The sequence below is a fragment of the Mycobacterium sp. IS-1264 genome (genome assembly GCF_001954195.1).
Classification (GTDB): domain Bacteria; phylum Actinomycetota; class Actinomycetes; order Mycobacteriales; family Mycobacteriaceae; genus Mycobacterium.
The window spans coordinates 136,502-159,792 of the sequence record NZ_MBES01000074.1 but is presented as its reverse complement, the minus strand read 5'-3'; the positions used below and the strand labels follow the sequence as shown (position 1 = coordinate 159,792).

Annotated in this window: 22 protein-coding genes and 1 riboswitch; of the genes, 7 read left to right on the top strand and 15 right to left on the bottom strand. The window is 68.3% G+C overall.

Going from position 1 to position 23,291, the window contains the following annotated elements; all coding sequences use genetic code 11:
- Window positions 1–17 precede the first annotated feature (17 nt).
- A complete protein-coding gene (sthA, locus tag A5744_RS19250) occupies window positions 18–1,424 on the top strand; it encodes a Si-specific NAD(P)(+) transhydrogenase (RefSeq protein WP_139331425.1) in 1,407 nt (468 codons plus the stop codon).
- A 1-nt stretch (window position 1,425) separates the two neighbouring features.
- Here the strand turns inward: sthA and A5744_RS19245 are convergent, their stop codons facing one another.
- On the bottom strand, window positions 1,426–2,244 hold the full coding sequence (locus A5744_RS19245; protein WP_076063730.1) for a trypsin-like peptidase domain-containing protein: 819 nt from the start codon (window positions 2,242–2,244) through the stop codon (window positions 1,426–1,428).
- Between the two features lie 205 nt (window positions 2,245–2,449).
- Between A5744_RS19245 and A5744_RS19240 the strand changes: the two genes are divergently transcribed.
- Genes A5744_RS19240 through A5744_RS19230 form a run of 3 tightly spaced genes read left to right on the top strand, consistent with a single transcriptional unit; the run spans window position 2,450 to window position 5,213 of the window.
- A complete protein-coding gene (locus tag A5744_RS19240) occupies window positions 2,450–3,424 on the top strand; it encodes a PAC2 family protein (RefSeq protein ID WP_076063728.1) in 975 nt (324 codons plus the stop codon).
- 34 nt (window positions 3,425–3,458) lie between these two features.
- Complete coding sequence (locus A5744_RS19235) at window positions 3,459–4,490, top strand: alpha/beta hydrolase (protein WP_076063727.1); 1,032 nt, start codon at window positions 3,459–3,461, stop codon at window positions 4,488–4,490.
- A gap of 36 nt (window positions 4,491–4,526) precedes the next feature.
- Window positions 4,527–5,213, top strand: coding sequence for a PhzF family phenazine biosynthesis protein (locus A5744_RS19230; RefSeq protein ID WP_076063725.1), 687 nt, complete (start codon window positions 4,527–4,529; stop codon window positions 5,211–5,213).
- A 23-nt stretch (window positions 5,214–5,236) separates the two neighbouring features.
- On the opposite strand, the gene A5744_RS19225 is transcribed toward A5744_RS19230, so the two are convergent.
- The 3 genes from A5744_RS19225 to A5744_RS19215 all read right to left on the bottom strand — a co-directional run bounded on the left by A5744_RS19225 (window position 5,237) and on the right by A5744_RS19215 (window position 6,878).
- On the bottom strand, window positions 5,237–5,722 hold the full coding sequence (locus A5744_RS19225; RefSeq protein WP_076063723.1) for a peroxynitrite isomerase: 486 nt from the start codon (window positions 5,720–5,722) through the stop codon (window positions 5,237–5,239).
- Window positions 5,723–5,731: 9 nt separating this feature from the next.
- A complete protein-coding gene (gene nrdR / locus A5744_RS19220; protein WP_076063721.1) occupies window positions 5,732–6,211 on the bottom strand; it encodes a transcriptional regulator NrdR in 480 nt (159 codons plus the stop codon).
- A 172-nt stretch (window positions 6,212–6,383) separates the two neighbouring features.
- Window positions 6,384–6,878 carry a LysM peptidoglycan-binding domain-containing protein gene (locus A5744_RS19215; protein WP_076063719.1) on the bottom strand — a complete coding sequence of 165 codons (495 nt, stop codon included), beginning with the start codon at window positions 6,876–6,878 and terminating at the stop codon, window positions 6,384–6,386.
- Window positions 6,879–7,204: 326 nt separating this feature from the next.
- Here A5744_RS19215 and lexA point away from each other — a divergent pair, with 326 nt between their 5' ends.
- Window positions 7,205–7,906 (top strand): transcriptional repressor LexA, encoded by a 702-nt coding sequence (gene lexA / locus A5744_RS19210; protein WP_076063717.1) that lies wholly within the window; start codon window positions 7,205–7,207, stop codon window positions 7,904–7,906.
- 9 nt (window positions 7,907–7,915) lie between these two features.
- Here lexA and A5744_RS19205 read toward each other — a convergent pair whose 3' ends face one another.
- The 7 genes from A5744_RS19205 to A5744_RS19175 all read right to left on the bottom strand — a co-directional run bounded on the left by A5744_RS19205 (window position 7,916) and on the right by A5744_RS19175 (window position 16,916).
- A complete protein-coding gene (locus tag A5744_RS19205) occupies window positions 7,916–10,213 on the bottom strand; it encodes a hypothetical protein (RefSeq protein ID WP_076063715.1) in 2,298 nt (765 codons plus the stop codon).
- A gap of 427 nt (window positions 10,214–10,640) precedes the next feature.
- The gene (locus A5744_RS19200) at window positions 10,641–11,801 is read right to left on the bottom strand and encodes an acyl-CoA dehydrogenase family protein (RefSeq protein WP_076063713.1); all 1,161 of its coding nucleotides are present in this window, start codon (window positions 11,799–11,801) and stop codon (window positions 10,641–10,643) included.
- Window positions 11,802–11,890: 89 nt separating this feature from the next.
- Entirely contained in the window at window positions 11,891–13,330 is a 1,440-nt protein-coding gene (hflX, locus tag A5744_RS19195) for a GTPase HflX (protein ID WP_076063712.1), read from the bottom strand.
- Between the two features lie 46 nt (window positions 13,331–13,376).
- Window positions 13,377–14,261 (bottom strand): diaminopimelate epimerase, encoded by an 885-nt coding sequence (gene dapF, locus A5744_RS19190; protein ID WP_076063710.1) that lies wholly within the window; start codon window positions 14,259–14,261, stop codon window positions 13,377–13,379.
- Window positions 14,262–14,265: 4 nt separating this feature from the next.
- The gene (gene miaA, locus A5744_RS19185) at window positions 14,266–15,210 is read right to left on the bottom strand and encodes a tRNA (adenosine(37)-N6)-dimethylallyltransferase MiaA (protein WP_076063932.1); all 945 of its coding nucleotides are present in this window, start codon (window positions 15,208–15,210) and stop codon (window positions 14,266–14,268) included.
- An 8-nt stretch (window positions 15,211–15,218) separates the two neighbouring features.
- The gene (locus A5744_RS19180; RefSeq protein ID WP_076063708.1) at window positions 15,219–15,920 is read right to left on the bottom strand and encodes a hypothetical protein; all 702 of its coding nucleotides are present in this window, start codon (window positions 15,918–15,920) and stop codon (window positions 15,219–15,221) included.
- A gap of 39 nt (window positions 15,921–15,959) precedes the next feature.
- Window positions 15,960–16,916 carry a DMT family transporter gene (locus A5744_RS19175; RefSeq protein ID WP_076063702.1) on the bottom strand — a complete coding sequence of 319 codons (957 nt, stop codon included), beginning with the start codon at window positions 16,914–16,916 and terminating at the stop codon, window positions 15,960–15,962.
- Window positions 16,917–17,193: 277 nt separating this feature from the next.
- Here A5744_RS19175 and A5744_RS19170 point away from each other — a divergent pair, with 277 nt between their 5' ends.
- Window positions 17,194–18,522 (top strand): DUF349 domain-containing protein, encoded by a 1,329-nt coding sequence (locus A5744_RS19170; protein WP_076063700.1) that lies wholly within the window; start codon window positions 17,194–17,196, stop codon window positions 18,520–18,522.
- On the opposite strand, the gene A5744_RS19165 is transcribed toward A5744_RS19170, so the two are convergent.
- From A5744_RS19165 to recA, 4 genes are read right to left on the bottom strand one after another with little or no spacing between them, the layout of a single operon-like run.
- On the bottom strand, window positions 18,519–19,151 hold the full coding sequence (locus A5744_RS19165; RefSeq protein WP_076063698.1) for a hypothetical protein: 633 nt from the start codon (window positions 19,149–19,151) through the stop codon (window positions 18,519–18,521). The genes A5744_RS19170 and A5744_RS19165 overlap by 4 nt on opposite strands.
- Complete coding sequence (miaB, locus tag A5744_RS19160) at window positions 19,148–20,644, bottom strand: tRNA (N6-isopentenyl adenosine(37)-C2)-methylthiotransferase MiaB (protein WP_076063696.1); 1,497 nt, start codon at window positions 20,642–20,644, stop codon at window positions 19,148–19,150. The genes A5744_RS19165 and miaB overlap by 4 nt, the downstream gene beginning before the upstream one ends.
- A 44-nt stretch (window positions 20,645–20,688) precedes the next feature.
- Window positions 20,689–21,207 (bottom strand): recombination regulator RecX, encoded by a 519-nt coding sequence (recX, locus tag A5744_RS19155; RefSeq protein ID WP_076063694.1) that lies wholly within the window; start codon window positions 21,205–21,207, stop codon window positions 20,689–20,691.
- Window positions 21,176–22,228, bottom strand: a complete 1,053-nt coding sequence (gene recA / locus A5744_RS19150; RefSeq protein ID WP_076063692.1) for a recombinase RecA — start codon at window positions 22,226–22,228, stop codon at window positions 21,176–21,178. Before recA ends, recX begins: the two co-directional genes overlap by 32 nt.
- A 165-nt stretch (window positions 22,229–22,393) precedes the next feature.
- Window positions 22,394–22,537, top strand: a riboswitch (cobalamin riboswitch).
- Window positions 22,538–22,575: 38 nt separating this feature from the next.
- Between recA and A5744_RS19145 the strand changes: the two genes are divergently transcribed.
- Window positions 22,576–23,250 (top strand): (2Fe-2S)-binding protein, encoded by a 675-nt coding sequence (locus tag A5744_RS19145; RefSeq protein WP_076063691.1) that lies wholly within the window; start codon window positions 22,576–22,578, stop codon window positions 23,248–23,250.
- The last annotated feature ends 41 nt before the right edge of the window (window positions 23,251–23,291 follow it).

Sequence of the window (23,291 nt, the reverse complement as noted above, 5' to 3'; positions counted from 1 at the left end):
TCTATCCCATGGGTTCGATGCAGGAGTACGACATCGTCGTCATCGGTTCGGGACCGGGCGGCCAGAAGGCCGCCATCGCCTCGGCCAAACTCGGGAAATCCGTGGCGATCATCGAACGCGGGCGCATGCTCGGCGGTGTCTGCGTCAACACCGGGACGATCCCGTCAAAGACGTTGCGCGAAGCCGTCCTTTACCTCACCGGGATGAATCAGCGCGAGCTGTACGGCGCGAGCTACCGCGTGAAGGACCGGATCACGCCGGCCGACCTGCTGGCGCGGACCCAGCACGTGATCGGCAAGGAAGTCGACGTGGTGCGCAACCAGTTGATGCGCAACCGAATCGACTTGCTGCTCGGCCACGGCCGGTTCATCGACCCGCACACCATCGTCGTCGAAGATCCCGGCCGCCGGGAAATGACCACCGTCAGTGGGGAATTCATCGTCATCGCCACCGGAACCCGGCCCGCACGACCGTCCGGCGTCGAGTTCGACGAGGAACGGGTGCTCGACTCCGACGGGATCCTCGACCTCAAATCCCTGCCCGCCTCGATGGTCGTCGTCGGCGCCGGCGTGATCGGCATCGAGTACGCCTCGATGTTCGCCGCGCTGGGCACCAAGGTCACCGTCGTGGAAAAGCGCGACGACATGCTGGATTTCTGCGACCCCGAGGTGGTCGAGGCGCTGAAGTTCCACCTGCGCGACCTCGCGGTGACGTTCCGCTTCGGCGAGGAAGTGACCGCCGTCGACGTCGGCTCTGCCGGCACCGTCACGACGCTGGCCAGCGGCAAGCAGATTCCCGCCGAGACGGTGATGTACTCGGCGGGACGCCAGGGCCAGACCGACCACCTCGATCTGCACAACGCCGGCCTGGAGGTGGAGGGCCGCGGGCGGATCTGGGTCGACGACAAGTTCAAGACCAAGGTCGAACACATCTACGCCGTAGGCGATGTCATCGGTTTCCCCGCGCTGGCCGCGACCTCGATGGAGCAGGGACGACTGGCCGCCTACCACGCGTTCGGCGAAGCCTGCGACGGCATCACCGACCTGCAGCCGATCGGGATTTATTCGATTCCCGAGATCTCCTACGTCGGGGCGACCGAGGTGGAACTGACCAAGGACGCGGTGCCCTACGAGGTCGGCGTCGCCCGCTACAAGGAGCTGGCCCGCGGCCAGATCGCCGGGGACTCCTACGGCATGCTCAAGCTGCTGGTGTCGACCGAGGACCGAAAACTGTTGGGGGTCCACATCTTCGGCACGAGTGCCACCGAGATGGTGCACATCGGGCAAGCGGTGATGGGATGCGGCGGCACCGTCGACTACCTGGTCGACGCGGTGTTCAACTACCCGACATTCTCGGAGGCCTACAAGGTGGCCGCGCTCGACGTGACGAACAAGATGCGCGCGCTATCCCAGTTCCGCCGCTAGTTCAGCAGCTGTCGTCGAGGTCGTTCGGCACGGGATCGCCGGGCCCGCCGGCTTCGGCGCGGGCCAGCAGCTGCGCGGTTTGGGCGTCGAACGGGGCCGAGTACGACACGTTCGCGGCGCACCCACCGCGCTCGAAGCCACCGATCAGCCCGGTGAGGGTGGTGCCGCTGACCCACGGCGCGCCGCTGGTGCCGTCGACCAGGCCTTCGCATACCACCGAGGGGAACCCGGCGTCGTTGACCGACGTGCTGGTCTGACAGCCGATCGGCGAGCCGCCGACCCCGGCCGGATAGCCCATCACCGTGACGTGGCTGCCGGGCGGCGGCGCGGTGCCCAGCGTCAGCGCCAAACCGACATGTGATTCGACCGTGGTGCCCGCGTCGTTGCTGACGCGCGCGATCGCGTAATCGGCGTGCGGATCCTTGCCGGCCGTCCAGCGTGGGTCCAGGTAGACGGCGTCGGCCTTCCACACCGCGGCGGGCTGGGCATCGCCGACGAGGCCGGGCGCGAAAGTGATCTTGGCGGCGCCGGCCAAACAGTGCGCCGCCGTGATCATCAGGTTCCCGCCCGTCGAGTGCACGACGGAACCCGTGCAGACGTGCAGCGGCCCGTTGTCGATGAAGATCGCGCCCACGCGCCGGTCCGGATCCACCGGGCCGGCGACCGCCTTCTGCTGGGGCTGGCTCATCCGCTGCACCAACGGGCCGGTGGCCACGGGGACGGTGATGGTGGGGCGCGCATGCTCGGCGGGCCGGTCGCACGACGTCAGCAACGCCGCCACCCCGATCACCGCACATAGCAACACCCTCGGCACGCGCATTTGAGTGCAATCATGCCTGACCACGCGCTCGCAAGCACAATCAACGCGGACACGGTGTGTTGATAGTTTTGCCTGCTCGACGCGGCCGCACGGCGCCGCGCAGATTAAGGTCCGGCACCCGTGCGTTGCAGTATTCGGTGCCCATCGATTTGGGGGACAATGGTTTAGGGCACCCTGGAGAAACCCCCGAAAGGAGGCAACCCCGATGGCCCACGATCAAAACCGGGACGACGGGCTCTATCAGCCAGGGCAGCCCGGCATGTACGAACTCGAGTTCCCGGCGCCCCAGCTGTCGACGTCCGACGGCCGCGGCCCGGTGCTGGTGCACGCGCTGGAAGGGTTCTCCGACGCCGGTCACGCGATACGCCTGGCCGCCGCGCACCTGAAGGACGCCCTGGACACCGAGCTGGTCGCGTCTTTCGCGATCGACGAACTGCTGGACTACCGCTCCCGGCGGCCGCTGATGACCTTCAAGACCGACCACTTCACCAATTACGACGATCCAGAGTTGAGCTTGTACGCCTTACGGGACAGCGTCGGCACCCCGTTCCTGTTGCTGGCCGGCATGGAGCCGGATCTGAAGTGGGAGCGTTTCGTCACCGCGGTGCGCCTGCTGGCCGAGCGGCTGGGCGTGCGCCGCACGATCGGCCTGGGCACAGTCCCGATGGCAGTCCCGCACACGCGGCCGATCACGCTGACCGCGCACTCCAACGACAAGGAACTGATCGCCGACTTCCAGCCGTGGATCTCGGAGATCCAGGTCCCGGGAAGCGCGTCCAACTTGCTCGAATACCGGATGGCCCAGCACGGCCACGAGGTCGTCGGGTTCACGGTGCACGTGCCGCACTACCTGACGCAGACCGACTACCCCGCGGCCGCCCAGGCGCTGCTCGAGCAGGTGGCGAAGTCCGGGTCGCTGGACCTGCCGCTGTCGGAGCTGACCGAAGCGGCCGCGGAAATCCGGGCCAAAATCGACGAGCAGGTGCAGGCCAGCGCGGAGGTCGCCCAAGTGGTGGCCGCGCTCGAGCGCCAGTACGATGCCTTCATCGACGCTCAGGCAAACAGGTCGTTACTGACTCGCGACGAGGACCTGCCTAGCGGCGACGAGATTGGCGCAGAGTTTGAGCGCTTCCTGGCCCAGCAGGCCGAGAAGAAGTCCGACGACGACGACTCGGGCTAACCGCTCAGAACTGGCCCGACGACGAGGTGGGCGGATGACTGAGCGGAAGCGAAAGAGCAATCTTCGCCCGGTGCGGGAAGTGACCGCGCCAACCCTGCAGTTCCGAACCATCCATGGCTACAAGCGGGCGTTCCGGATCGCCGGCTCGGGCCCGGCCCTGCTGCTGATTCACGGCATCGGCGACAACTCCACCACCTGGAATACGGTGCAGGCCAAGCTCGCCCAGCGTTTCACCGTGATCGCCCCGGATCTGCTGGGCCACGGGCAGTCCGACAAGCCGCGCGCCGACTATTCGGTCGCCGCTTACGCCAACGGGATGCGCGACCTGCTGTCCGTCCTCGACATCGAGCGAGTCACCATCGTGGGTCATTCGCTGGGCGGCGGAGTGGCGATGCAATTCGCCTACCAATTCCCACATCTGGTCGATCGGCTGATTTTGGTCGGCGCCGGCGGCGTCACCAAGGATGTCAACGTCGTCTTCCGGCTCGCCTCGTTGCCGATGGGCAGCGAGGCCCTGGCCCTGCTGCGGCTGCCCCTGGTGCTGCCGACGGTTCAGCTGGCGGGGCGCCTGGCGGGCCTGGCGATCGGGTCGACCGACCTGGGCCGCGACCTGCCCAACGTGCTGCGGATACTGGACGATCTACCCGAACCGACGGCGTCGGCGGCGTTCAGCCGCACCCTGCGGGCCGTCGTGGATTGGCGTGGGCAGATCGTCACCATGCTGGACCGATGTTATTTGACCGAGGCCATCCCCGTGCAGATCATCTGGGGCAGCCGCGACGTCGTGGTCCCCGTCCGCCATGCCCACATGGCACACGCCGCGATGCCCGGCTCCCGGCTGGAGATCTTCCAACGCTCCGGCCATTTCCCCTTCCACGACGACCCGGCCCGCTTCATCGACGTCGTCCAGCGCTTCATCGACACCACCGAGCCCGCCCAATACGACCAGGCTGCGCTTCGCCAGTTGCTCCGCACGGGCAGCGGCGCGCAGACCGTCTCCGGCCCGGCCGACACCCGCGTCGCGGTCCTCAACGCCATGGGCTCCGACGAACGCAGCGCCACCTGACAATCGCGGCATTGCCCGGGGTCGTACAGTCGGGCCATGGGTATCGACGTCACGGTGCTGCGGGTGTTCACCGATCCGGACCGCAACTTCGGCAATCCCCTCGGCGTGGTCGATGCCAGTCAGATCGACACCCGTGACCGGCAACGGCTGGCCGCCGAATTGGGCTACAGCGAAACGATATTCGTCGATCTGCCCACCCCCGGCTCCCCCACCGCGCACGCCACGATCTACACGCCGCGAACCGAAATTCCGTTCGCGGGACATCCGACCGTCGGCCTGTCGTGGTGGCTGCGCGACAATGGGATGCCGATCAACACGCTGCGGGTGCCCGCCGGCCTCGTGCAGGTCGGCTATCAGGACGAGCTCACGGTCATCAGCGCACGCTCGGAGTGGGCCCCCGAATTGTTCGTGCACGAATTCGATGCGATTGACGACCTGCTCGCCGCCGACCCCGCCGATTATCCAGACGACACCTCCCACTACCTGTGGGCATGGATAGATCAAACCGCCGGATCGCTGCGCGCCCGCATGTTCGCCGCGAATCTGGGTGTGCCGGAAGACGAAGCGACCGGCTCCGCGGCGATACGGATCACCGACCACCTCAGCCGCGATCTGCGCATCACGCAGGGCAAGGGCTCGATGATCGAGACGACCTGGAGCCCCGAGGGCTGGGTTCGGGTGGCCGGGCGCGTCGTCAATGACGGTGTGACACAGCTGAATTGAATTCCGCGCGCCACCCGGAGTGGTCAGGCCTTGCGGTGCAACACCGCGGAGAGGTGATGCTGCAGTGGTTGGCCGACGGCGCCCATCCGCACCGAGTACGACAGCTCGTCGCCGTCGATGCGCAACGAACGACCAAGCGCGGACACCTCTTTGGCGGTCGGGGTCAATCCGACGTCGGTGGTGGACAACTCGACCTCGATACGCTCGCCGGTCACCGAATACGTGCCCACCTCGATCTCGGTAATGCCACTCGGGTGCGCCAGAACCAGCTCGACGTGACCCGGCTGCGGCACCCGAAGATATCCGGTCTCGGCGTGCAGGGGCTTGCCGTCGGCCACCGCTTTCGTCTTTTGCGCATACGCCAGAAATGGTTTGCCCACGTGGGAGAACACGACTTCCTCGAGGTACTCGAAGGGCTGGATTGTCGGGTATTCTCCGGCGCCTCGACCGGCCCAGGTACCGAGCAGGGGCGCCAGCGCCGCGACGTCGGGATGCAAGTCGGCAGGCATGAAAACAGCCTAGCGAGTGGCCGGTTCCGGGTCCGTCGGCACTTGGCGGTGCGCCCGCAGCGCTTCGATCTCGCGCTCGAAATCCTCCGCGGACGAGAACGAGCGGTACACCGACGCGAATCGCAGGTAGGCCACCTCGTCGAGGTCGCGCAACGGCCCGAGGATGGCCAGGCCGACCTCGTGGCTCGGGACCTCGGGCGAGCCCGCGGCGCGCACCGCGTCTTCCACCTGCTGGGCCAGTAGGTTCAGCGCGTCCTCGTCCACTTGCCGGCCCTGGCACGCGCGGCGGACGCCTTTGATGACTTTCTCGCGGCTGAAGGGCTCGGTCACGCCACTGCGTTTGACCACGGCCAGGACCGCGGTTTCCACGGTGGTGAACCGCCGCCCGCATTCGGGACAGGACCGGCGGCGCCGAATCGCCTGGCCTTCATCGGTTTCCCGCGAGTCGATCACCCGGGAATCGGGATGCCGGCAGAACGGACAGTGCATGACCGCTCCTTCGCCGTGCCGATACCTCGCAGAACACTCCGAGCGTACCCGCGCGCCGCCCACCGGGGCCAATACCGCCGCGAGAAGGATCCGTCCACCGCCGCGGGAGCCGAGCAGCCTTGGCGTAGAGCGGTTTTCGCAATGGACCCCTTCCCACCGCACCGCCACGCCGTCAGCCGACCGGCGCGATCAGCGTCTGGCCGGCGTCCAGCGTGGGCGAGTTCAGGTCGTTGAGTTCGCGGATCCGGTCGGCCACCTGGCGAGCGGGCGCGTCCGGCGCCACGCGGTGCGCGACGTCCTGCAGGGACTCCCCGGCTTCGACCCGCACAACGGCCAGCCTGTCGGGCACCGCGGCAGCCGTAGGGCCGGAGTCGCCGTTGGCCTGCTGCCCGAGGTTCGCGACCAGCCCCAGCCACAGGGTGATCAGCCCGGCGAGCAGGGCCAGCCCGAGCGTCGTCAGCAGCGTGGCGGGACGCTTGCGATGCGGCGCGACCGACATCGCGACGCCGGTGCCGTGGTAGCGCATGGGCGCGCCGGCCGGCCGTGACGAGCGTGGACGGCGGGAGCGCACCACACGTGCCCCGTCGTAGCGGGGACAGTCGACCAGCCCACTGGCCGGACGCCGGGTGCCGCAGGTCCGCGGCGAGACTGTGTGGATGACTGTCATGTCCGTTCCTCCGGTCAACTAAATCCTCGCTCGTGTGTTCGACTATAGTCGCTCGTGTGTTCGAACCCCGAACATTTGAGCGAAGCGTGTCGGACGAGCGAAACGTTAGACCCCGGCACCGACAAGTTCGTCGCCGATCGTCGGTCACCACCCCTGACATGCAGGAGAAGTACCCGCTCGGGTCGAAAGTTACACGCGTGTGATTCATCCGTTTTAGGGTCTTGATTCACCAGCCGTAGGGTCTTCGGGCCCCTGTCGGCAGCGTCGCGACACGCCAGTCGAACACATGTTTGATTCTTGGTCGCCGGGGGGCTACATTCAGTGCCATGAGCGACAGCAACGACACTTCCGCCGGCGCGGCCGGCCGGTTGCATTCCGTGGATCCATCGCTTACCGAGCGGCAGCGCACCATCCTCAAGGTCATCCGCGAGTCGGTGACCAGCCGCGGTTACCCGCCGAGCATCCGCGAAATCGGTGATGCCGTCGGTCTGACGTCGACGTCGTCGGTGGCTCACCAGCTGCGCACCCTGGAACGCAAGGGGTACCTGCGCCGCGACCCGAACCGGCCCCGGGCCGTCGATGTCCGCGGTGTCGACGACGTCCCGGCGGCGGCGGTGCCCGTCACCGAAGTCGCCGGCTCGGACGCGCTGCCGGAACCCACCTTCGTCCCCGTGCTCGGGCGCATCGCGGCCGGCGGGCCGATCCTGGCCGAAGAGGCGGTCGAGGACGTCTTCCCGCTGCCCCGCGAGTTGGTCGGCGAGGGCGCCCTGTTCCTGCTCAAGGTGGTCGGCGACTCGATGGTCGAAGCCGCGATCTGTGACGGTGACTGGGTGGTGGTGCGGCAGCAGAATGTCGCAGACAACGGCGACATCGTCGCCGCCATGCTCGACGGCGAGGCCACCGTCAAGACTTTCAAGCGCGCGGGCGGTCAGGTGTGGCTGATGCCGCACAACCCCGCGTTCGATCCCATCCCCGGCAACGAGGCGACCGTGCTCGGCAAGGTCGTCACGGTGATCCGCAAGATTTAGCGATCGGGGTCAGTCGGCCTTCGTGAAGCCGTTGGCCTGGGCGACTTCTTCGCTGGACATCCAGATTTCGGCGAGCGTGTCCTGGTAGAGCACGCTGTCGGGGGTGTAGTACAGACCGAAGCTGGCGTTGACCTTGATGGGATATCCGTCCGGCATCTGATACGGGTCATCCAACGGCAGGTGGATGGTCGGGCGTCCGGCCGGGCCCGGTCCCTCGTCGGCGTCGACGGCGGCATGCCGCCCGGGCCTCGGCCCGGCGGCGGCGACGCCCGGTGCCGCGACGTCCGGGGCGGTGTGCGCGACCGCGACGTCGGGATAGACAACATCCGAATCGACCGGCTCCGGCGCCGCGGCGGAGTACGCGTCGTCCGGATGGGCGGCGTCCGCTGGGGTATGCGGAACGGCCACGTCCGGATATTCGGCTTCTTCGGCCTCGGCGGCTTCATCGACGTCGAGATAGGCCGGTTCGTCCTCTTCCGGATAGGCGGCCTCCGGATACGCGGCTTCCGGATAGGCGGGCTCCGGGTAGGCGGGCTCCGGGTAGGCGGGCTCGGGGTAGGCGGGTTCGGGGTAGCCGGCCTCGGGATAGTCGGATTCGGCGAGAACGTCCTCCGACACGACGGGTATGGAATCGGTATCCACAGCGTCGGGGTCTACCTCCTCGATCCCCGACCGGTCCGCGTCCTCCTCGGGCATGGGCGGCGATTCCCCGCCGTATTCCGCGGCGACCTCGTCGCCGCGCGACCAGCTGACCCGCGACCCGGACTCGTCGCCGGGCTCTTCGGACGGTTGTGGCTCGCCGAACAGGAAGTGGTCGGTGGCGGCATCGGCGTGCTCGTGGGCTTCCTCTCGCGCGTCCGCGGAGGCGTAGTCGTCGCCGTAGTCGTGGCCCCAATGCCCGTCGGCGACAGCGTCGTACCCGCCGAGGTCGGCGTCGCGGTCGTGCTGGTAGGCGGCGGCGGCCGCCGCGGCCTCCCGGCGGGCGCGGCGCCGACGCAACCCGAACGGCAGAAACGCCAGCAGCGCGAGCACTATCGCGACCGGAATGATGACCAGCAGATACCACGAATGCCAGGCGAACTTCTTGGAGTGGGGCGGCATCGCCGCGCTGCTCGGCTGGTTCTGCCCCGACACCTGCAGGCCGGACAGCAACGGCGCCAGGTTGGACGGGTCGGTGGTGAACGTGTTCTTCGCGCGGTTCCACGAGATCTTGCCGCCGGCGAACTTCTGGGAGATCACGTCGCCGTCCACGGCTTGGTCGCCGACCGGCGCACCCAGCTTGCCGCTGGCACCGCGAAGCTTGTCCCACGCGGCCTTCATCGCACCGCGGACAACGAATGCGCCGTGCTCGCGTGTCCAGAAGATCACCGGCTTGTCGGCCGCGGCGAAGGTGCAGCTTCGGCTGGAGGGGATACCGCCGTCGGACTCGTTGGCGATCGGGAACCCCAGGTCGCTGCCGACGGGCCCACCGGCCGACTCGTACTTGGCCAGAATGTCGCTCTCGATAGCGCTTGCGCCGGTGGCCGGGCTGAAAAACACCTTGCCGCCGGCGAAATTCTGGGCGACTCCGTCACCGCCGATGGGATATTGCCCGCCCTGCTTGGCGCCCAGCGGGCCGGAGGCGCCGCCCGCGGCACGCCAGGCCATGTTGATGGCCGCGGTGGGATCGATCGCCACCTGCAGACCCTTGAGTTGGTCGGCCAATGCGGGCGGGGTGGTGGTGAAGTCCTTGGTTTTGCGGTTCCAGGAGATTTGACCGCCGGTGAACTTCTGCGAAGTGACCTCGCCGTCGTAGGTTTCATCGCCGGCCGGTGCGCCGAGGACGCCGCCGGAGCTGCCGAGTTTGTCCCACGCCGCGTTCATGGCGCCGCGCACCACGAACGCGCCGTGCACGGCCGTCCAAAAAATCACGGGCTTGTCGCTGGCGGCGAAGGTCGCCACCCGGCTGTCTGGTCCCGCGAGGCCGGGGACCTCGTTGATGGTCGGGAATCCCAGATCGCTGTTGACCGGGCCGCCGAGCGCCTCGTATTTGTCCAGGATCGGCCCGTACACGAACTTGGCGCCGGTGTCGGTGGTGTAGAACATCTTGCCGCCGTCGAAGTCCAGGACGAATCCGTCACCGGCCGGGTAGACGTCGCCCTTCCGGGCGCCCAGCGGTGATCCGTCGCCGCCGGCCTTCTCCCACGCCGCCATCATGGCGGCCTCGGCGTCGCCGATCGGGGATGCCAAGGCTCCGGGTGCCAGGAATGCCGCGGCCACGACGGCGGCCGCCATGCTGATCAGCGCGCGCCCGAATAGCCTGCGCAATCGACCTCCCTGCCCGTTCACCAAGCCTCCCAGCCGACGGATAGGCCCCGGTTTGTGGCCATGCCCGCATCCTGCAGACCCTGCGAGCGGGTGATACCCCCACCGCGAGTGACTAACCCGCGGGGGTACGCATTATCGCCGGGCTCGCATAACTTTGCTCCAGCGAGCAGAAAATGCGAAGCCGAATCACGAATTTTGCAAAAACGGATACCGCTCCGATGTCGAAATGATGCACGACGGCACCCATGTCGCGACCGGCCGGCATCCAAACGCATGTGCCGACGGTACGCGAGGCCGTCAATTGGTCCGGAATCTACCCGGCCAAAACAGCGATACGCGAAATAGATCATTTGCCGGGCGGTCACATTTCGTTGGCCGCCAACGCGATTGCGTCCCGCACGATACGTCGAGGGGGCCGCCTCCCGGGCTAGACACCCAGGCCGCGGCCGATGATCTCCTTCATGATCTCGGTCGTGCCACCGTAGATCGTCTGAACCCGCGCATCGAGATAGGCACGCGCGACCGGGTATTCGCGCATGTAGCCGTATCCGCCGTGCAGCTGCAGGCAACGGTCGATCAGGTGCACCTGCTTCTCGGTCGAGTACCACTTGGCCATCGCGGCCTGCTCGGCCGTCAGCTTCTCCTCGAGATGCAGCCGGATGAACTCGTCGACCATGACGCGCACCACTGTGGCCTCGGTCGCCAGCTCGGCGAGCACGAAGCGACTGTTCTGGAAGCTGCCGATCGGTTTGCCAAAAGCCTTGCGCTCCTTGGTGTATTGCACGGTGTGGTTCAGTACCGTTTCCATCGCGGCGGCCGCCATGATCGCGATCGAGATCCGCTCCTGCGGCAGGTTCTGCATGAGGTAGATGAACCCCTTGCCCTCCTCGCCGAGAAGGTTTTCCGCCGGAACGTGGACGTCGGTGAACGACAACTCCGCGGTGTCCTGCGCGTCCAACCCGATCTTGTCCAGGTGGCGGCCGCGTTCGAAGCCCTTCATGCCGCGCTCGACGACGAGCAGCGAAAAGCCCTGCGCGCCCATGTCGGGATCCGTCTGCGCCACCACGATCACCAGATCCGAGTTGATCCCGTTGGTGATGAACGTCTTTGAGCCGTTGAGCACGTAGTGATCGCCGTGCTTGACGGCCCGGGTCTTGATGCCCTGTAGGTCGCTGCCGGTGCCCGGCTCGGTCATCGCGATCGCCGTGATCAACTCCCCGCTGCAGAACTTAGGCAGCCAGCGCTGCTTCTGCTCCTCGGTGGCCAGGCGCAGCAGGTAGGGCGCCACCACGTCGTTTTGCAGGCCGAATCCGATGCCGCTGTAGCGCCCGGCGGTGGTCTCCTCGGTGACGATCGTGTTGTACCGGAAGTCGGGGTTGCCGCCGCCGCCGTACTCCTCGGGCACGGCCATGCCGAGAAAGCCCTGTTTGCCCGCCTCGAGCCACACTTCGCGGTCGACGATCTTCGCCTTCTCCCATTCGTCGTGATACGGCGCGACGTGGCGATCGAGGAAGGCGCGGTAGGACTCGCGGAACAAATCGTGCTCGGGCTCGAAAAGAGTGCGCTGGTACTTGACGGCACCGCTCATAACTGACCTCCGGCGACGGGGACTCTGCCGCCCAAGATATACCAACCAGACGGTTGGTCGGCGGCTGGGCGGCCGTGCGCGGCCGAGGCTTATTTCGCCGAGAACTCGCGCAGGCTCGCGGCCAGCGCGACCGGAACGCGGGCCACCAGGCGAGTGCCCTGCGAGTTGTGCTCGGCCTGCTGCACCCGGCCGTCGGCGTGCACGCGGGCCACCAGGTCGCCACGGTCGTAGGGGATCACGACGTCGACGGCGGTGTCGGTGGGAGCCGCGAGTTCGGCGATCCGGCGGCGCAGGGCGTCGATGCCGTCGCCGGTGCGCGCGGACACGAACAGCGCCCCGGGCAAACCGTGGCGAAGCTTGGCCAACATCAGATCGCTGGCGGCGTCCACCTTGTTCACCACCAGCAGCTCCGGCGGCGCGGCGCCGTCGTGGTCGGCAAAGACTTCCGAAATCACCTGCCGCACCGCATTGATCTGGGCAAACGGGTTGACGTCCGAGCCGTCGACAACGTGCAACAGCAGGTCGGCGTCGACGACCTCCTCGAGCGTGGAGCGGAACGCCTCGACCAGCTGGGTGGGCAGGTGCCGCACGAACCCGACCGTGTCGGTCAGCACGAACGGCCGAGCCCATTTGGTTCCGGGGTCGAACTCCGCGCGCCGGGTGGTGGGCTCCAGCGTCGCGAACAACGCATCCTCCACCAGCACGCCGGCCCCAGTCAGCGCGTTGAGCAGGCTGGACTTGCCCGCGTTGGTGTATCCGACGATGGCGATCGACGGGATGTCGCTGCCGAGCCGGCGGCTGCGCTGGGTGTCGCGCGCCTGCTTCATCGCCTTGATCTCGCGGCGCAGCTTGGACATCCGCTCGCGGATGCGGCGCCGGTCCGTCTCGATCTTGGTCTCACCGGGACCGCGCAGGCCCACGCCGCCACCGCTGCCGCCGGCGCGACCACCGGCCTGCCGAGACATCGACTCGCCCCAGCCGCGCAGCCGCGGGAGCATGTACTCCATCTGGGCCAGCGACACCTGCGCCTTGCCTTCCCGGCTGGTGGCGTGCTGGGCGAAGATGTCGAGGATCAGCGCGGTGCGGTCGATGACCTTGACCTTGACGGCCTTCTCCAGCGCGGTCAGCTGCGCCGGTGATAGTTCACCGTCGCAGATGACGGTGTCGGCGCCGGTCGCCAGGACGACCTCGCGCAATTCCTGCGCCTTGCCCGAGCCGATGTATGTGGACGGGTCGGGTTTGTCGCGGCGCTGGATCAGGCCTTCGAGCACCAGCGAGCCGGCGGTCTCGGCCAGGGCGGCCAGCTCGGCCAGGCTCGCCTGGTTGTCGGCGGCGCTCCCCTGCGTCCACACGCCGACCAGCACCACGCGCTCCAACCGGAGCTGGCGGTACTCGACCTCGGAGATGTCGGCCAGTTCGGTCGACAACCCGGCGACGCGGCGCAGCGCCGATCGGTCTTCGAGGGCAAGCTCGCCCGCGCTGGGTTCTAGATCCGGCTGATCGTGGAAGGGAGTTTCGGGATGAGTCATAGGCAATTAGCAATAGTGCACGCTAAATCGGTTGCGCGCACCCGATTTAACGCTGCTGTGCGCGCCACCATTCCTCGCTGATCTCGCCGCGGGCCACCAGCACCGACGGCCCGCGCAGGTAGCTGGTGGCGTCGGTGATGGTGACCGTGACGTCGCCGCCCGGTACCCGTACGGTCAGCGTCCCGGTGTCCGCGCCGGCATCGGCCAGCGCGGCGACCGCGGCGGCGACAGTCCCCGTGCCGCAGGATCGGGTTTCGCCCACCCCGCGCTCGTGGACCCGCATGTGTGTCACCCCGCCGGCCGCCGCGGTGAGGATTTCGATGTTGACGCCGTCGGGGAATTGCGCGCGGTCGTATTGCACCGGGGCGGCCACGTCCAGCGCGGCGAGTTCGCCGGGACTCAGCCGCGGATCCACGCACGCCAGGTGCGGGTTGCCCACGTCGACCGCCAGCCCGGTGAATCGCTTGCCGCCGACGACCGCCGCAAACGCGTCCCCGCCGCTGCCCAGCCGGTTGGCCTTACCCATGTCGACGGTGACGTCGGCCTCGGTCGCGTCGGCGTGATGCAGGGTGACCGGACGCGCGCCGGCCAGCGAGCCGACGACGAACTCGTCGCGCGACTCCAAGCCGCCGACCCGCAGGTAGTGCGCGAAGACCCGTACCCCGTTGCCGCACATCTGAGCGATCGATCCGTCGGCGTTGCGGTAGTCCATGTACCAGTCGTTCGACCCAACACCGTCGGGCCGGCGCTCGAGCACCCCGGCGGCCACCGCCGCGTCGGCGGTGGTGATCCGCAGCACCCCGTCGGCGCCCAATCCGCGGCGCCGGTCGCACAACGCGGCCACCAACGGCGGGGTGAGCGCCAATTCGGCGCCGACGTCGGGCAGCAGCACGAAATCGTTTTGCGTGCCGTGCCCCTTAGCGAAGATCACCAGCTCAGGATACGTGCCGCCATGCCTGCACCGCTTCGTCGACGAGCCGGGTGCGGTCGGCTTCCCCTTTTTCAGACTCGAGCCAGTGCACCCGGTGATCGCGGCGGAACCAGGAGCGCTGCCGCCGCACGTACCGTCGGGTGCCGACGTACGTCTGCTCGCGCGCGTCGCGCAGGTGCTCCGGCCCGCCGCCGGCGTCCAGCGCGGCGAGCACCTGGGCGTAGCCCAGCGCACGCGAGGCGGTGACCCCGTCGCGCAGGCCCTGCTTGAGGAGCGCGCGTACCTCGTCGACCAGGCCTTGCTCGAACATCGTATCGGTGCGGCGGGCCAATCTCTCGTCGAGAAGCGTTGTGTCACAGTCTAATCCGATGATGACGGTGCCCCAGCGCGGAGTGCCGATGCGCGGCGCGGACGCGGCGAACGGCCGCCCGGTGAGCTCCACCACCTCGAGCGCCCGTACCGTGCGCCGGCCGTCGGTGGGCAGGATCGCGGCGGCCGCCGCCGGGTCGCGCCGGGCCAGCTCGGCGTGCAGCGGCCCCACCCCCTCCTCCGCGAGCCGCCGCTCCCAACGCGCACGCACCGCGGGATCGGTCGCGGGGAACGACCAGTCGTCTAGCAGCGACTGGATGTACAGCATCGAGCCGCCGACTACCACCGGCAGCGCGCCCCGGGCGGCGATCGCGTCGATGTCGGCGGCGGCGGCCCGCTGGTAGCGGGCGACGGTCGCGGTCTCGGTGACGTCGAGCACGTCGAGCTGGTGGTGCGGGATGCCGCGGCGGGCCTCGACGGGCAGCTTGGCGGTTCCGATGTCCATGCCGCGATAGAGCTGCATCGCGTCGGCGTTGACGATCTCCGCCTGGATGCCGAGGCGCTCGACCCGTTCTGCGAAGTCGAGCGCCAGCTGCGACTTGCCGGTACCGGTGGGGCCGACGATCGCGAGCGGTCGCACGGCTTGGCTCACGGCTGCCAGGCGCCGACGAAGTAGCCCACCCCGTAGGGCGCTCCCCGGTAGAGCTCCTTGGCCGATCGCGGCCCGGGTTCGGCCAGCCCGGCGAGCACCTGGAAGGCGACCCGGCCCTGGATCTCGGGCGGCAGCCGGGTCAGTGCGGCGGCGTCGCCGTTTGCCAGCGCGTCGTCGAGGGCCAGCTGGGCGTCGGCGTTGCCGGGGTCGTAACCGCCGGGCGCGCTCGGCGTCAGGGTGTTGGCACCGTCGGCGACGACCAACACGCCCACCGGGTCGGGCGCCCGGTCGATCGCGGCGCGCAGTTGCCGGCCGTGCGTCAGCGCGGTGTCGGCGTCATGGTCGCCGCTGTAGACGTGGACCCGCGCGCTGGCCTCGGGGCGGACCTGCCCGCGGACCCAGCCCGCGAGCAGCGCGCACAGGGGCATCTCGGCGGGCGGCTCGGCTGGTGGCTCGGCTGCGGTTAGGGGCGACAGCCGGACCGGCACGTCGGCGCCGAAGCCCGCGAAGGTACCCACGCCGTCGGGACCGAGGATGTCGTCCGCTCGGCCCGTCCCGACGACGTTCCAGCGCGGCGGCAGCAGGGCGGCCGCGGCAAGGGCCGCCGCGACCACGTCGGCCATCTCGGCGGCGGCCGTTCCGGCGAGCTGCGGGACAAGCACCGGCGCCGAGGGAATGATCGCGATGGCGCTCAGCACGCCACCAAACTAACGGACGGATCGACGACGCCGGACGCGTCAGGTGATCGTCCGGCTTTCCTCCGAAGGGGCCGCATCGCTCTGCGGGGGTTCGTCCTGCGCCGCCGGAGTGCGTTTAAGGTCGCGCCCCGTCTCCGCCGCGATCGACGCGGCCTCCCCGCGGGCCAGCGCCACCGTCGCGACGATGACCATAGCCACGGCCGCGACCAGCACGAACGCCTGGGGCCCGTGGGCGTCGAATGTCTCGCCGAGAAGAAACACCCCGAGTATCCCGCCCACCAGCGGCTTGGCCACGGTCATCGTCGGCAGCGACGCGGTCAACGCCCCGGCACGGAAGGCCGACTGCTGGAAAATCATCCCGGCCAACATCAGCACCAGCCACGGAAAGAACTCGGGCGAAGTCAGGGCGGCGCCCAGGCCTTCTTCGAGCAGTTCGACGAGGCCCTTGGTCAGCACCGCGAACAACGCCAATGACGAACCCGCCACCAGCGCCAGCAGCACGGCCGCGACCGGGCGACCTGACCAGATGCGCGCCCCGAGCAAACACAACACCAGGATGGGACCCATCACCAGAGCCACGATGATCCACTGGGACAGCGCCCCCCGCTGCTGGCCGACCGTCGGGTCGCCCACGATGATGACCACCGCCAAAGAGCCTGCCAGCACGATCGCCCAGATCCACTCCCAGCGGGTGACCCGGTGCCCGGTCAGCCGCGAATAGATCGGCAGGGCAAACAGCAGCGCGGTCACCTGCAGCGAGGTCACCAAGACCACCGATCCCCACGCCAGGGCCCCGGCCTGCAGGCTGTAGTTGACGATCGCCGCCAGGCCGCCCAACCACCACCGCTTGTCGCGCAACGACATACGGAACAGCTCGAGGTGCCCGACGTGTTTGTCGGTGATTTCGTGTGCGGATCGCTGCCGGATGACGTCGCCGATCGCGGAGGCCAGTGCCGCGCACAAGGCAATCAGTGCCGCGACGTCCACTTTGGACATGGGAACCCCCTCACCAGCGCTCCCCCAAAGCTTTCCGTACACGTGCAGTTCTAGACGGGTTCACGCACCACAGTAGTTCGACTGTAGTTCGACAGCGGCATCATCTCGACAACATCCCAGCGCCAGCCATCACTTTAGAGGGGCCAAGGTGGCCGCGCACGGTCCGCCAAGCTGCTTGAATACTCTGGGAAGCGCTTAGGGAGTATGGGTGCCGCTACGCGCGGCAGGCGCGCGGAACACCAACCGCGCGAAGGTGGCAAAGGGCAGGTGACGAGCGATGACCGCTGACGAGCCCCGTATCAGCGATTCACCAAAGCCGTCGCCGCGTCCGGGACCACGGCCCGGTCCGCGCCCGACTTCGCGGCCCGCGATCCACCCGGTCGCCGTGCCCCCGTCGAGCGATCCGCACCAGTTCGGACGCGTCGACGACGACGGCACCGTCTGGCTGATCAGCGCGGCGGGCGAACGCGTCGTCGGCTCCTGGCAGGCCGGCGACCGCGAGGCCGCTTTCGCCCACTTCGGCCGGCGCTTCGATGACCTCGCCACCGAGATCACGCTGATGGAGGAGCGGCTGGCGTCGGGCACCGGCGATGCCCGCAAGATCAAAGCCCACGCATCCGAACTGGCCGAGACGCTGCCGACCGCGTGCGTGCTGGGCGACATCGACGCGCTCGCGGGCCGGCTGTCGACGCTGCTCGAGCACGCCGGGGCGGCGGCGGCCGCCGACAAGTCCCGCCGCGAGGAGCATCGCGCCGCCCAGACCGCCCGCAAGGAGGCGCTGGCGGCCGAGGCCGAGGACCTGGCCGCCAACTCGACCCACTGGAAGATCGCCGGCGACCGCCTGCGGGCGATTCTCGACGAGTGGAAGACGATCAGCGGCCTGGACCGCAAGGTCGACGACGCGCTGTGGAAGCGCTATTCCGCGGCCCGCGAAGCCTTCAACCGGCGCCGGGGCGCCCACTTCGCCGAGCTGGACCGCGAGCGATCGGGGGTTCGGGAGTCCAAGGAGCGGCTCTGCGAACGGGCCGAGGAGCTGTCCGATTCGACGGACTGGACCGCGACGAGCGCGGAGTTCCGCAAGCTGCTCTCCGAGTGGAAGGCGGCGGGCCGGGCCAGCAGGGACGTCGACGACGCCCTGTGGCGTCGCTTCAAGGCCGCCCAGGACACGTTTTTCACCGCGCGCAATGCCGCTGCGGCGGAAAAGGATTCGGAATTACGGGCCAATGCCGTCGCCAAGGAGGCGCTGCTGGCCGAGGCGGAGAAGCTCGACACGAGCAATCACGACGCGGCCCGGGCGGCGCTGCGATCGATCGCGGAGAAATGGGACGCGATCGGCCGAGTCCCCCGGGAGCGCTCCGCCGAGTTGGAGCGGCGGCTGCGGGCGGTCGAGAAAAAGGTGCGCGACGCCGGTGAATCGGATTGGTCCGATCCCCAGGCGCAGGCCCGCGCCGAGCAGTTCGCGACCCGTGCCGAGCAATACGAACAGCAGGCGCGCAAGGCCGAGGCGGCCGGCCGCACCAAGGAAGCCGAGGAGGCCAAAGCCAATGCCGCGCAGTGGCGGCAGTGGGCCGAAGCGGCGGCCGAGGCGCTGACGCGGCGGACCTAGCCCTCGGGATCCTCGCGTTTGTCGCCGGCATCGTTGGGGGCAGTGTCGGGGGCGTCGTTCGTGTCGAGGCTGTCCAGCAGCGTCTGCGACTGCTGCTGCGCCGCGATCCGGCGCCGTTGCTCTTCGGCCGCGAGTTGCACGATGGTGCGGGCCCAAACCACCCGGGCCCAGTGAAACGTCAACAGAATCACCGTGATCCATGCCACGATCAGGCCCACACCCGGGCCGGGATGACCGGCGGCCACGGTCTGGCGCGACCACACAGCCAGCAGGCCGGCGCCGCTGGCGATCGCCGTGCCCGCCAGCGCGATCCACGCCAGCGCCCAGCGCCGGGTCAGCAATGCCAGCGTCGAGAATCCGACGCCGAAGACCAGCGCCAACCAGGCGAACACCCGTAACGGAAGGCCCAGCGCGGCCGCACTGGCGCCGTGGCTGGAAAACAGGACATCCCATCCCCGCACGGCGCCGGTGTGCGGCAGGATGAACGAGCCCAGCAGCACGAATACCAGGATGGCGACGACGAATGCCCTTGGGCCGGGCTCGATCTCACGCGCGACGCGGCGTTCCGCGGCCTCGATTTCGGCACGCAGGGCGTCGATGTCGGCGTGTTCTTTTTTCTGTTCGTTCATAGGGCGCATCCAAGCGGTTGGGCGGTTGCGCCGGACGGCCCCACAGCGGGCATGCCGAGACCGACGCCGCGCGGCCGTTGTCCTGCGGAGTCACCGGCCCGCGTGCGGCGGTGGGTCAGCACCCCGGCGTCCGCGACGAGATGGTGCGGCGCGGCCCCGGTGATCGCCGTGGTGACGATGTCGCCGGGCCGCACCGCCGTGTCGGCGGAAAAGTGCACCAGGCGGCCGTCGCGGGCGCGTCCGGTCATGCGCGACGTCCGGCTGTCCTTGCGTCCTTCGCCGGTGGCCACGAGTAACTCGACGGTCTGCCCGATCAGCGCGCGGTTGCCCTCCAGCGAGATCTGCTCCTGCAGCTCGACCAGTCGCTCGTAGCGTTCCTGCACAACAGGTTTCGGGATCTGGCCGTCGAGTTCCGCGGCCGGAGTGCCGGGCCGTTTGGAGTATTGGAAGGTGAACGCGGCCGCGAACCGGGCCTGCCGCACGACGTCGAGTGTGGCCGCGAAATCCTCTTCGGTCTCGCCGGGAAATCCGACGATCAGGTCGGTGGTGATGGCCGCGTGCGGCATCGCCGCCCGGACGCGGTCGATGATGCCGAGATAACGATCGGTCCGGTACGAGCGCCGCATCGCGCGCAGCACCCGGTCGGATCCGGACTGCAGCGGCATGTGCAGGGCGGGGCACACGTTCGGCGTCTGCGCCATCGCCTCGATGACGTCGTCGGTGAATTCCGCCGGATGCGGGGAGGTGAACCGGACGCGTTCCAGCCCGTCGATTTCTCCGCAGGCGCGCAGCAGCTCGGCGAAGGCGCCGCGATTCCGCGGCAGCTCGGGGTCGGCGAAGGACACCCCGTAGGCGTTGACGTTCTGGCCGAGCAGCGTCACTTCGAGCACGCCGTCGGCCACCAGCGACCTCACCTCGGCCAGAATGTCGTCCGGACTGCGGTCGACCTCCTTGCCGCGCAGCGACGGGACGATGCAGAAGGTGCAGCTGTTGTTGCACCCGACGGAGATGGAAACCCAAGCGGCATAGGCGGATTCGCGGGCGCTGGGCAGTGACGACGGAAATTGCTGCAGCGCCTCGGCGATCTCCACCTGGGCGACCTTGTTGTGCCGGGCGCGGTCGAGCAACGTGGGCAGCGATCCGATGTTGTGGGTGCCGAAGACGACGTCGACCCACGGCGCCTTGCGCAGCACCGCGTCTCGATCCTTTTGGGCCAGGCAGCCACCGACCGCGATCTGCATATCGGGATTGCCGCGCTTGCGCGGAGCCAGATGGCTGAGGTTGCCGTAGAGCTTGTTGTCGGCGTTCTCGCGCACGGCGCAGGTGTTGAAGACCACGACGTCGGCGTCGGTCCCTTCGGCGGCCCGCCGATAGCCGGCCGCCTCGAGCAGCCCGGCCAGCCGTTCGGAATCGTGCACGTTCATCTGGCAGCCGTAGGTGCGCACCTGATAAGTACGCGCCCCCGAAACGTCACGGGCCACCGTCGAAGTCACGGGGCCATGGTACGGCGACCGGCTCCCACCGGATTAATCCGCAGCTACACCCGCCGGCGCTCCCGTTCGGCGGCCAGCTCGGCGAGGACGACCTCGCAGGCCAGGTTCTGGCCGTAGCCACGCCGCGCCAGCATCCCGACCAGCCTGCGGCTCACCTTTGTGTCGTCGCCGGCCAGCGTCTCGCGCCGCAGCTTGGCCCGCACCAACTGCTCCGCCCGGTCGCGCTCGGCGCCGGCGTCGATCCCGGCCAACGCCGCGGTGATCGCGTCGTTGTCGACGCCCTTGGTGTGCAGCTCGGCGGCCAGGGCGCGCCGGCTCTTGCCGGCCCTTGCCCGCCGGGACGCCACCCACTGTTGGGCGAACTCGGCGTCGTCGATCAGGCCCACGGACGCCAGTCGATCCAGCACCCGGGTGCTGACGTCGTCTGGGTATCCGCGTCTAGCCAGCTGACCGGACAGCTCGGCCCGGGTGCGCGATCTCGCGGTGAGCAGGCGCAGGCACAACGCCCGCGCCTGCTCCTCGCGAGAGGGCTCAGAAGTCGACGGGGGCGGGCAGGACACCATCGGCTGAGGGGTCATCGGTCACGACCGCGCCAATGCCAAGCTTTTCCTTGATCTTCTTCTCGATCTCGTTGGCGATGTCGGCGTTCTCCATAAGGAAAGTGCGAACATTCTCCTTGCCCTGGCCGAGCTGCTCGCCCTCGTAGGTGAACCAGGAACCGGACTTGCGGATGAAGCCCTGATCCACGCCCATGTCGATCAGCGAGCCCTCCCGGCTGATCCCCCGGCCATAGAGGATGTCGAATTCGGCCTGCTTGAACGGCGGCGCCACCTTGTTCTTGACGACCTTGACCCGGGTGCGGTTACCGACCGCATTGGTGCCGTCCTTGAGCGTCTCGATCCGGCGCACGTCCATGCGCACCGATGCGTAGAACTTCAAAGCCTTTCCACCCGTGGTGGTTTCGGGACTGCCGAACATCACCCCGATCTTCTCGCGGAGCTGGTTGATGAAGATCGCCGTGGTTCCCGAATTGTTCAGCGCGCCAGTCATTTTCCGCAGCGCCTGGCTCATCAGCCGGGCCTGCAGCCCGACGTGGCTGTCCCCCATCTCGCCTTCGAGTTCCGCGCGCGGCACCAGGGCCGCGACCGAGTCGATGACCAGGATGTCCAGCGCGCCGGAGCGGATCAGCATGTCGGCGATCTCCAGCGCCTGCTCACCGGTGTCGGGCTGGCTGACCAGCAGCGAATCGGTGTCGACGCCGAGCTTCTTGGCGTAGTCGGGGTCCAGGGCGTGCTCGGCGTCGATGAACGCCGCGACGCCGCCGGCGGCCTGGGCGTTGGCCACCGCGTGCAGCGCGACGGTGGTCTTACCCGAGGACTCCGGACCGTAGATCTCCACGACCCTGCCGCGCGGCAGGCCGCCGATGCCCAGGGCCACGTCCAGTGCGATGGATCCGGTCGGGATGATCGAGATCGGCTGACGCGTCTCGTCGCCGAGACGCATCACCGAGCCTTTGCCGTAGCTCTTTTCGATCTGGGCCATCGCCAGGTCGAGAGCCTTCTCGCGGTCGGGGGCTTGCGTCATGGTGCCTCTTCCTATCGTCGGTGTGTTCGGTGACCGGTATCGGTCGGTTGGCCGTGACCCTAGGCGCGGGGTCCGACAAGTCTCCGAACGCTCACCACAGTAGCCGAACACGTGTTCGATTCAAGAGGACACGCCGGGCGCGGTAACGGCGTATGGCAACATTTGCTACCGAAAGGCGCTGACGGGGCCAAAGCAGCCTGCTAAAGCCGAGGAAACCGGTGTGAATCCGGTGCGGTCCCGCCACTGTGATCGGGGACGGACACGTCCTGACCCGAGAGCCAGATACTCACCGTCAGCGCTTCCTCATGACAACTGGGGCGGATTTCCCCGGAGAGGTTTGGTCGCGCATGGACATTTCTGCCGAGCTGGCCGAAATATCGTCATACAAAATGTTTTTCACGTTCACTGTCGGGGGCGACGCGGTGGGATGGCATCCGATCGGGGAGTCCTACGCCGACGGTTTCAGTGATCTGATCGACGCCACCGCCCGGCGCTATCGCACGTCGGACCTGCGGATCGCCGCCTCGCAGGTTCATCTCGGCCACGCCACCCGCCTGTGGTCACCGGTGCTGGCGTGCGCGCTGGGGCACGGGGTCGTTCCGGATCTCAAAGGCCTGCAGCGCGCCGACGACGCGGCGCATCTTCGAATGCCCGAGCCCGTCGGACAAGCCGTCGACTCGCCCTCCGCGGGTTTGCTGTACCGCATCGTCGTGAAACAACACATGAAGCCGTTCGCCGCCGGCCTGCGGGTCAAACTGGCGCCCGCCCTGCTCGCGGGCAACATCGCGTCCGCACTCATGGGAGCGTCGCGAGCACTGCTCTCGGCCCGGCCCGATCTGCGCGGCCCCATCCTCGAGATCACCGACTCACTGCTGGGCACCGGCATGTTGGCCGGATGCGGTGTGATCACCAGCGCGCACCTGGGTTTCAGGCGTCGCAGCTGCTGCCTCTTCTATCGGGTCCCCGGGAAGTCCGTGTGCTCCGATTGCGTGTTTCGCCGGATACGCCGTAGCAACAGATGAACGTGCGTAGTCGCTCACCCCTAAGCGCGGGGCTTCACCAC